The sequence below is a fragment of the Streptococcus sp. k-378 genome, assembly GCF_013277505.1.
Lineage (GTDB): Bacteria > Bacillota > Bacilli > Lactobacillales > Streptococcaceae > Streptococcus > Streptococcus pseudopneumoniae.
Genome location: NZ_VMNC01000148.1, coordinates 1 through 9,791 on the forward strand (window position 1 = coordinate 1; position 9,791 = coordinate 9,791).

Annotated in this window: 9 protein-coding genes; all 9 read left to right on the forward strand. The window is 38.5% G+C overall.

Going from position 1 to position 9,791, the window contains the following annotated elements:
• Nucleotides 1–304 precede the first annotated feature (304 nt).
• The 9 genes from HT719_RS10800 (at nucleotide 305) to HT719_RS11825 (ending at nucleotide 9,741) form a co-directional block, all read left to right on the forward strand.
• Nucleotides 305–1,012, forward strand: coding sequence for a 2-C-methyl-D-erythritol 4-phosphate cytidylyltransferase (locus HT719_RS10800; RefSeq protein ID WP_172929202.1), 708 nt, complete (start codon nucleotides 305–307; stop codon nucleotides 1,010–1,012).
• Nucleotides 1,013–1,016: 4 nt separating this feature from the next.
• Complete coding sequence (locus HT719_RS10805; protein ID WP_049524202.1) at nucleotides 1,017–2,039, forward strand: ribitol-5-phosphate dehydrogenase; 1,023 nt, start codon at nucleotides 1,017–1,019, stop codon at nucleotides 2,037–2,039.
• Nucleotides 2,040–2,055: 16 nt separating this feature from the next.
• Nucleotides 2,056–2,925: a choline kinase LicA gene (licA, locus tag HT719_RS10810; RefSeq protein ID WP_172929204.1), complete on the forward strand. Its 870-nt coding sequence runs from the start codon at nucleotides 2,056–2,058 to the stop codon at nucleotides 2,923–2,925.
• Nucleotides 2,915–3,793, forward strand: a complete 879-nt coding sequence (locus tag HT719_RS10815) for a DMT family transporter (protein ID WP_172929206.1) — start codon at nucleotides 2,915–2,917, stop codon at nucleotides 3,791–3,793. Before licA ends, HT719_RS10815 begins: the two co-directional genes overlap by 11 nt.
• A gap of 11 nt (nucleotides 3,794–3,804) precedes the next feature.
• Nucleotides 3,805–4,494 (forward strand): sugar phosphate nucleotidyltransferase, encoded by a 690-nt coding sequence (locus tag HT719_RS10820; protein ID WP_000643965.1) that lies wholly within the window; start codon nucleotides 3,805–3,807, stop codon nucleotides 4,492–4,494.
• A 97-nt stretch (nucleotides 4,495–4,591) separates the two neighbouring features.
• Nucleotides 4,592–5,440, forward strand: coding sequence for a DNA-processing protein DprA (gene dprA, locus HT719_RS10825; RefSeq protein WP_031243441.1), 849 nt, complete (start codon nucleotides 4,592–4,594; stop codon nucleotides 5,438–5,440).
• Nucleotides 5,441–6,153: 713 nt separating this feature from the next.
• Nucleotides 6,154–7,197: a DUF389 domain-containing protein gene (locus HT719_RS10830; protein ID WP_172929207.1), complete on the forward strand. Its 1,044-nt coding sequence runs from the start codon at nucleotides 6,154–6,156 to the stop codon at nucleotides 7,195–7,197.
• 166 nt (nucleotides 7,198–7,363) lie between these two features.
• Nucleotides 7,364–9,451 (forward strand): type I DNA topoisomerase, encoded by a 2,088-nt coding sequence (gene topA / locus HT719_RS10835; RefSeq protein ID WP_172929208.1) that lies wholly within the window; start codon nucleotides 7,364–7,366, stop codon nucleotides 9,449–9,451.
• A 98-nt stretch (nucleotides 9,452–9,549) separates the two neighbouring features.
• Entirely contained in the window at nucleotides 9,550–9,741 is a 192-nt protein-coding gene (locus tag HT719_RS11825; RefSeq protein WP_050482100.1) for a hypothetical protein, read from the forward strand.
• Nucleotides 9,742–9,791: the final 50 nt, after the last annotated feature.

Sequence of the window (9,791 nt, forward strand, 5' to 3'; positions counted from 1 at the left end):
CACGGGTGGTTATGACTTTCATTGAGTATAAGTCAAGTAATCACTTTGAAGTTTCAAAGCTTACTTTTAAGTTTTCTTTAAGAAAATTATATTATTCTGAAGAACTCTAAAATTTCACAGCCATTTATTAGCAATGACTACAGAATTCCTGGTCATTACTAGAAATGGACTAGTTTCTTTGAATAATAGAACTCCTTAATCCTTCTATTCTAGAACGGGAGGGCCGGTATTTCTTTCATGATAGGACTAGATTGTGGTATAATAGAAAGAATAAGTTTTTTTAGTAAGACAAAGGAGAAAATAGATGATTTATGCAGGAATTCTTGCTGGTGGAACTGGCACACGCATGGGAATCAGTAACTTGCCAAAACAATTTTTAGAGCTAGGTGATCGACCTATTTTGATTCATACAATTGAAAAATTTGTCTTGGAACCAAGTATTGAAAAAATTGTAGTTGGGGTTCATGGAGACTGGGTTTCTCATGCAGAAGATCTTGTAGATAAATATCTTCCTCTTCATAAGGATCGTATCATCATTACAAAGGGTGGTGCTGACCGAAATACAAGTATTGAGAAAATCATTGAAGCCATTGATGCTTATCGTCCGCTTACTCCAGAGGATATCATTGTTACCCACGATTCTGTTCGTCCATTTATTACACTTCGCATGATTCAGGACAATATCCAACTTGCCCAAAATCATGACGCAGTGGACACAGTGGTAGAGGCGGTTGATACTATCGTTGAAAGCACCAACGGTCAATTTATTACAGATATTCCAAATCGTGCTCACCTTTATCAAGGGCAAACACCTCAAACATTCCGTTGCAAGGACTTCATGGACCTTTATGGCTCTCTTTCTGCTGAAGAGAAGGAAATCTTGACAGATGCATGTAAAATCTTTGTGATCAAAGGAAAAGATGTGGCCTTGGCTAAGGGGGAATACTCAAATCTAAAAATCACAACCGTAACAGATTTGAAGATTGCAAAAAGTATGATTGAGAAAGACTAGTAAAATGATTAATCAAATTTATCAACTAACTAAGCCTAAGTTTATCAATGTCAAATACCAGGAAGAGGCTATTGACCAAGAGAATCATATCCTCATCCGCCCTAATTATATGGCGGTCTGTCATGCGGATCAGCGTTACTACCAGGGAAAACGTGATCCAAAGATTTTGAATAAAAAACTTCCAATGGCAATGATTCACGAATCATGTGGAACCGTTATTTCTGATCCGACAGGAACCTACGAGGTTGGGCAAAAAGTTGTCATGATTCCCAATCATCCTCCTATGCAGAGTGATGAAGAATTCTATGAGAACTACATGACAGGGACCCATTTCTTGTCTAGTGGATTTGATGGCTTTATGAGAGAGTTTGTTTCTCTCCCTAAAGACCGTGTGGTGGCTTATGATGCTATTGAAGACACGGTTGCAGCCATTACAGAGTTTGTCAGTGTCGGTATGCACGCTATGAATCGCCTATTGACTCTTGCTCATAGTAAGCGAGACCGAATCGCCGTTATCGGAGATGGAAGTTTAGCATTTGTGGTTGCCAATATTATCAACTATACTTTGCCAGAAGCAGAGATTGTGGTTATTGGTCGTCATTGGGAAAAGTTGGAACTCTTCTCTTTTGCCAAAGAATGCTATATAACTGATAATATTCCTGAAGATTTGGCCTTTGACCATGCTTTTGAGTGTTGTGGTGGTAATGGTACTGGACCGGCTATAAATGACCTAATTCGCTACATTCGTCCTCAGGGAACAATTCTCATGATGGGAGTTAGCGAATATAAAGTCAATCTCAATACTCGCGATGCCTTAGAAAAAGGCTTGCTCTTGGTTGGTTCCTCTCGTTCTGGTCGTATTGATTTTGAAAATGCCATCCAAATGATGGAAGTCAAGAAATTTGCCAATCGTCTTAAAAATATCCTTTATCTAGAAGAACCTGTAAGAGAAATTAAAGATATTCACCGTGTCTTTGCGACCGATTTAAACACAGCCTTTAAAACCGTGTTTAAGTGGGAAGTATAAGTGCTGGAGGTTAATTGTGGAGAAAATCATTAAAGAAAAAATTTCTTCCTTACTTAGTCAAGAAGAGGAAGTCCTCAGTGTTGAACAACTGGGGGGAATGACCAATCAAAACTATTTGGCTAAAACAACAAATAGGCAGTACATTGTTAAATTCTTTGGTAAAGGGACAGAAAAACTGATCAATCGTCAAGATGAAAAGTACAATCTTGAACTACTTAAAGATTTAGACCTAGATGTAAAAAATTATCTTTTTGATATTGAAGCTGGTATCAAAGTTAATGAGTATATCGAATCTGCGATTACGCTTGATTCAAGGTCAATCAAGACCAAATTTGATAAAATTGCTCCAATATTACAAACTATTCATGCTTCTGGCAAGGAATTAAGAGGAGAATTTGCTCCTTTTGAAGAAATCAAAAAATACGAATCCTTGATTGAAGAGAAAATCCCTTATGTCAACTATGAAGCAGTTAGAGAAGAAGTCTTCTCCTTAGAGAAAAGACTGGCTGACTTAGGTGTTGACAGAAAATCTTGTCATATCGATTTAGTGCCTGAAAACTTTATCGAATCACCTCAGGGACGTCTATATCTGATTGACTGGGAATATTCATCAATGAACGATCCAATGTGGGATTTGGCTGCTCTCTTTTTAGAGTCTGAATTCACTTCCCAAGAGGAAGAAGCTTTCTTGTCTCACTATGAGAGTGAGCAAACACCTGTCTCTCGTGAAAAGATTGCCATTTATAAAATTTTACAAGATGTTATTTGGAGTCTATGGACAGTCTACAAAGAAGAGCAAGGTGCAGATTTTGGTGACTATGGTGTGAATCGTTACCAAAGAGCTGTTAAAGGTTTGGCTTCTTATGGAGGTTCAGATGAAAAGTAAAAACGGAGTTCCTTTTGGCCTTCTCTCAGGTATTTTCTGGGGCTTGGGTCTAACGGTTAGTGCTTATATCTTTTCGATTTTTACAGATTTATCACCCTTTGTGGTGGCTGCAGCTCATGATTTTTTGAGCATCTTTATCTTACTAGCTTTTCTCTTGGTAAAAGAAGGAAAAGTTCGCCTCTCGATTTTCTTAAATATTCGCAATGTCAGTGTTATCATCGGAGCCTTGCTAGCAGGTCCTATTGGTATGCAGGCCAATCTTTATGCGGTTAAGTATATCGGAAGTTCCTTAGCTTCATCTGTATCGGCTATTTACCCTGCAATTTCAGTTTTATTGGCTTTCTTCTTTTTGAAGCACAAGATTTCAAAAAATACTGTATTTGGGATTGTCTTGATTATTGGAGGGATAATTGCTCAGACCTATAAGGTTGAACAGGTTAATTCCTTCTACATTGGTATTCTCTGTGCTTTAGTTTGTGCTATTGCATGGGGGAGTGAGAGTGTCCTTAGCTCCTTTGCCATGGAAAGTGAATTGAGTGAAATTGAGGCCCTCTTAATCCGTCAAGTAACTTCATTCTTGTCCTATCTTGTGATTGTGCTCTTCTCTCATCAGTCATTTGCAGAAGTGGCCAATGGACAATTACTAGGTCTCATGATTGTCTTTGCAGCCTTTGATATGATTTCTTACTTGGCTTATTATATCGCTATCAATCGCTTGCAACCAGCCAAGGCTACAGGCTTGAACGTGAGCTATGTAGTATGGACTGTCTTGTTTGCAGTTGTTTTCTTGGGTGCACCGCTAGATATGCTGACAATTATTACGTCACTTGTCGTCATTGCTGGAGTTTATATTATTATTAAAGAATAAAGGAGATTCGTGTGAAAGCCATTATCTTAGCAGCGGGATTGGGAACTCGCTTGCGTCCTATGACTGAAAATACCCCTAAAGCCTTGGTTCAGGTTAATCAAAAACCTTTGATTGAATACCAAATTGAGTTTCTCAAAGAAAAAGGAATCAATGACATCATCATCATCGTTGGTTATCTTAAAGAACAATTCGATTACTTAAAAGAGAAATACGGAGTTCGCCTCGTTTTCAATGATAAATACGCTGATTACAATAACTTTTACTCTCTCTATCTTGTAAAAGAAGAATTGGCCAACAGCTATGTTATTGATGCAGATAACTACCTCTTTAAAAATATGTTCCGCAATGATTTGACTCGTTCGACTTATTTTAGTGTTTATCGTGAAGATTGTACCAACGAATGGTTCTTGGTCTATGGAGATGACTACAAGGTTCAAGACATTATTGTTGATAGCAAGGCAGGTCGCATCCTTAGTGGTGTATCCTTCTGGGATGCTCCAACTGCAGAAAAGATTGTCAGCTTTATCGACAAGGCTTATGCAAGTGGTGAATTTGTTGATCTCTATTGGGACAATATGGTTAAGGATAATATCAAAGAGCTAGATGTCTATGTTGAAGAATTAGAAGGCAATAGCATCTATGAGATCGATAGTGTCCAAGACTATCATAAATTAGAAGAAATTCTTAAAAACGAAAATTAAAGATTCCAACATCTGACTAAAATAGTCGGATGTTTTTTTGATTTTTTACGAACTTTTACGAATAGATAGATGAGTAGATAAAGAAATGGAGTTATTTATGAAAATCACAAACTATGAAATCTATAAGTTAAAAAAATCAGGTTTGACCAATCAACAGATTTTGACAGTCCTAGAATACGGTGAAAATGTTGATCAAGAACTGTTGTTAGGTGATATTGCAGATATATCAGGTTGCCGTAATCCAGCCGTTTTTATGGAACGTTATTTTCAGATAGATGATGCGCATTTGGAGAAGGAGTTTCAAAAATTTCCATCTTTCTCTATTTTAGACGACTGTTATCCTTGGGATTTGAGTGAAATATACGATGCACCTGTACTTTTATTTTACAAGGGAAATCTTGACCTCCTGAAATTCCCGAAGGTAGCAGTCGTAGGAAGTCGCGCTTGTAGCAAACAGGGAGCTAAGTCAGTTGAAAAAGTCATTCAGGGATTGGAAAATGAACTGGTTATCGTCAGTGGATTAGCCAAGGGCATTGACACAGCAGCTCATATGGCAGCTCTTCAAAATGGCGGAAAAACCATTGCAGTGATTGGAACAGGACTGGATGTGTTTTATCCTAAAGCCAATAAACGTTTGCAAGACTACATCGGCAATGATCATCTGGTTCTCAGTGAATATGGACCTGGCGAACAACCTCTGAAATTTCATTTTCCTGCCCGTAATCGCATCATTGCTGGACTTTGCCGTGGCGTGATTGTAGCAGAGGCTAAGATGCGCTCGGGGAGTCTCATTACCTGTGAGCGAGCAATGGAAGAAGGACGCGATGTTTTTGCTATACCTGGTAGCATTTTAGATGGACTATCAGACGGTTGCCATCATTTGATTCAAGAAGGAGCAAAATTGGTCACCAGTGGGCAGGATGTGCTTGCGGAATTTGAATTTTAAAAATGACCTAAGCTAGAATTCTGAGAAAAAATCAATTTCAAGATAAAATGAAGTAAATATCCCCACAATAAATGCATAGTATCAGTTTTTTCAGCACTTGATATTATGCGTTTTTTCTAAGTGAATAAGTAGAGTGGAGGACTTTTCCCAGAGGAAGGAAAGTAATTTAGTGTAATTGAGAAAGGAGAGTTGCTTGTGACTAATCTTGGTCAGCTTACTGTCAGGGAGCTGTATCGTTTCAAGTATTGCCAGTAGGGAAAAATAGAGCCTTCAAAAGTAGAGGTTGTAAGCGGTTTGTTAAGAAAGAATTCAAAGACCTTGACAGATAAAAATAAAATGGTTATTATAAAAAATGGTCTGAAATTGATGATGACACTCTTCGAAAATCTTTTTAAATCAGTTCAGCTTTGCCTTGCTGTGTTTTGAGCAGCCTGCGGTGAGCTTCCGAGTTTGATTTTCATTTACTAGAAATGAAACTGATGAGAGACATCAGTAGACATTTGCGTCAGGATATGATGGAAAATGATAAAAAGACCTCATGAGATTGGCATATCAGACTACTAAAGTATTGAGTTTGTTAGAATTTTATACTTAATGAAAATCAAAGAGCCAACTAGGAAGCTAGCCGCANNTACGGCAAGGTGAAGCTGATGTGGTTTGAAGAGATTTTCGAAGAGTATTAGCGACTAGTTAGCTAGGAAAGGAAGACATTTGTGACAAATAATAAACTGTATTCGTTGGTAGAATTTAGAAATAAAATATATGAAGAATTAGAACTCTCCAGAAGTGATTTAGCGATTTTGCTATGTGCCATGCTTATCGCCTCTATCGGATTAAATATGGATTCGACTCCTGTGATTATTGGAGCCATGTCAATCTCTCCTTTGATGACACCTATTCTGGGGGTGGGGCTCTCTCTAGCTATATTTGATTTTAAATTGTTAAGAAAATCTTTTAAAATATTAGCTATTCAAATTCTTGCCAGTTTAATAGCTTCAACACTTTATTTTTATCTTTCTCCCATTTCGTATGCTAGTTCGGAGATTGTTGCTAGAACCTCTCCGACTATTTGGGATGTTCTCATTGCTTTTGTAGGAGGGATAGCTGGTATTATTGGTGCTAGGAAAAAAGAGACCAATAATATCGTCCCTGGTGTAGCAATTGCAACTGCCTTGATGCCTCCTCTTTGTACAGTAGGTTATGCTATTGCTTCTGCTAATCTAAAATTTATCATAGGTTCCTCTTACCTATTCCTCATCAATTGTAGCTTTATTGTCATTGCGACTTATATAGGTGTTAGGTTGATGATGGTTAAGAAACATTATTTTAAAGATAATGAAGAAGACTCTAAAATGCGCAGGATTTTGCTTCTAGTTGCTGTTTTGCTGATGATTCCGAGTTTTATCTCTGCAACGACTTTAGTGAGAGAAACGTTGAAAAAAGAGTCCCTTAAGAAATTTATATCAGAGCAATTTCAGGGGCATAATATTTTGAAAAAAATCTATTCTAAAAAGACTCATACCCTAAAGCTAACCATTTCAGGAAATTATTTGACAGAAGAAGAACTCGATATGATTTCAAGTAAGAGAGGTGACTATGGTTTAAGTGATGTTTCTGTTCAAGTTTCCCAATTGTCTGATTCAGAACAACTTAGTAAAGAAGAACTGGTGGAGTATTTCTTCCAGTATATCAAGGATAAGGAAGCAAAAGAAAAGGAAAAAGCCAATAAATTTGATACAGAGTCTGAGGAACAATAATTTCTTGAGAATAGCTGGTTTTTCTCGTGAGTCTTCTATGTATATCAAAGGAAGATGCGGTCTTAAGCATAAAACTTTTCTTCTATCTATAGTAGCTAAGTCTTGACAGGGTTCAAAAAATGGTTTAAACTTTATAAAGTTTATTACTTTGAAAAGGTGTGATACTGTGGCTACGGCAACAAAAAAGAAAAAATCAACAGTTAAAAAAAATCTAGTCATCGTGGAGTCGCCTGCTAAGGCCAAGACGATTGAAAAATATCTCGGCAGAAACTACAAGGTTTTAGCCAGTGTCGGGCATATCCGTGATTTGAAGAAATCCAGTATGTCCGTCGATATTGAAAATAATTATGAACCGCAATATATCAATATCCGAGGAAAAGGCCCTCTTATCAATGACTTGAAAAAAGAAGCTAAAAAAGCTAATAAAGTTTTTCTCGCGAGTGACCCGGACCGTGAAGGAGAAGCGATTTCTTGGCATTTGGCCCATATTCTCAACTTGGATGAAAATGATGCCAACCGTGTGGTCTTCAATGAAATCACCAAGGATGCAGTCAAAAATGCTTTTAAAGAACCTCGTAAGATCGATATGGACTTGGTCGATGCCCAACAAGCTCGTCGGATCTTGGATCGCTTGGTAGGGTATTCGATTTCGCCTATTTTGTGGAAGAAGGTCAAGAAGGGCTTGTCAGCAGGTCGCGTTCAGTCCATTGCCCTTAAACTCATCATTGACCGTGAAAATGAAATCAATGCCTTCCAGCCAGAAGAATACTGGACAGTTGATGCTGTCTTTAAAAAGGGAACCAAACAATTTCATGCTTCCTTCTATGGAGTAGATGGTAAAAAGATGAAACTGACCAGCAATAACGAAGTCAAGGAAGTCTTGTCTCGTCTGACGAGTAAAGACTTTTCAGTAGATCAGGTGGATAAGAAAGAGCGTAAGCGCAATGCTCCTTTACCCTATACCACTTCATCTATGCAGATGGATGCTGCCAATAAAATCAATTTCCGTACTCGAAAAACCATGATGGTTGCCCAACAGCTCTATGAAGGAATTAATATCGGTTCTGGTGTTCAAGGTTTGATTACCTATATGCGTACCGATTCGACTCGTATCAGTCCTGTAGCGCAAAATGAGGCGGCAAGCTTCATTACGGATCGTTTTGATAGCAAGTATTCTAAGCACGGTAGCAAGGTCAAAAACGCATCAGGTGCTCAGGATGCCCATGAGGCTATTCGTCCGTCGAGTGTCTTTAATACACCAGAAAGCATCGCTAAGTATCTGGACAAGGATCAGCTCAAGCTATATACCCTTATCTGGAATCGTTTTGTGGCTAGCCAGATGACAGCGGCCGTTTTTGATACCATGGCTGTTAAATTGTCTCAAAATGGAGTTCAATTTGCTGCCAATGGTAGTCAGGTTAAGTTTGATGGTTATCTTGCCATTTATAATGATTCTGATAAGAATAAAATGCTACCAGATATGGCTGTTGGAGATGTGGTCAAACAGGTCAATAGCAAACCAGAGCAACATTTCACCCAACCGCCTGCCCGTTATTCTGAAGCAACACTGATTAAAACCTTAGAGGAAAATGGGGTTGGACGTCCATCAACCTACGCGCCAACCATTGAAACCATTCAGAAACGTTATTATGTTCGCCTGGCAGCCAAACGTTTTGAACCGACAGAGTTGGGAGAAATTGTCAATAAGCTCATCGTTGAATATTTCCCAGATATCGTAAACGTGACCTTCACAGCTGAAATGGAAGGTAAACTGGATGATGTCGAAGTTGGAAAAGAGCAGTGGCGACGGGTCATTGATGCCTTTTACAAACCATTCTCTAAAGAAGTTGCCAAGGCTGAAGAAGAAATGGAAAAAATCCAGATTAAGGATGAACCAGCTGGATTTGACTGTGAAGTGTGTGGCAGTCCAATGGTCATTAAACTTGGTCGTTTTGGTAAATTCTACGCTTGTAGCAATTTCCCAGATTGCCGTCATACCCAAGCAATCGTGAAAGAGATTGGTGTTGAGTGTCCAAGCTGTCATCAGGGACAAATTATTGAGCGAAAAACCAAGCGTAATCGCCTCTTCTATGGTTGCAATCGCTATCCAGAATGTGAATTTACCTCTTGGGACAAGCCTGTTGGTCGTGACTGTCCAAAATGTGGCAACTTCCTCATGGAGAAAAAAGTCCGTGGTGGTGGCAAGCAGATTGTTTGTAGCAAGGGTGACTACGAAGAAGAAAAGATTAAATAAGAAGAGAGTCCTGAAAGTGAATTTCAGGCTCTTTTTGGTTGGAACTTGACAAAATTCATCATTTTATGCGAAACTAGAAGAGGATTATTTTATACTCAATGAAAATCAAAGAGCAAACTAGGAAACTAGCCGCAGGTTGCTCAAAACACTGTTTTGAGGTTGTAGATAGAACTGACGAAGTCAGCTCAAAACACTGTTTTGAGGTTGTGGATAGAACTGACGAAGTCAGTAACCATACTCACGGCAAGGCGACGTTGACGTGGTTTGAAGAGATTTTCGAAGAGTATTAGAAAGCTCGATGGACTATTCCAGATTTATTCCACTAGATTTTGAAATCAAA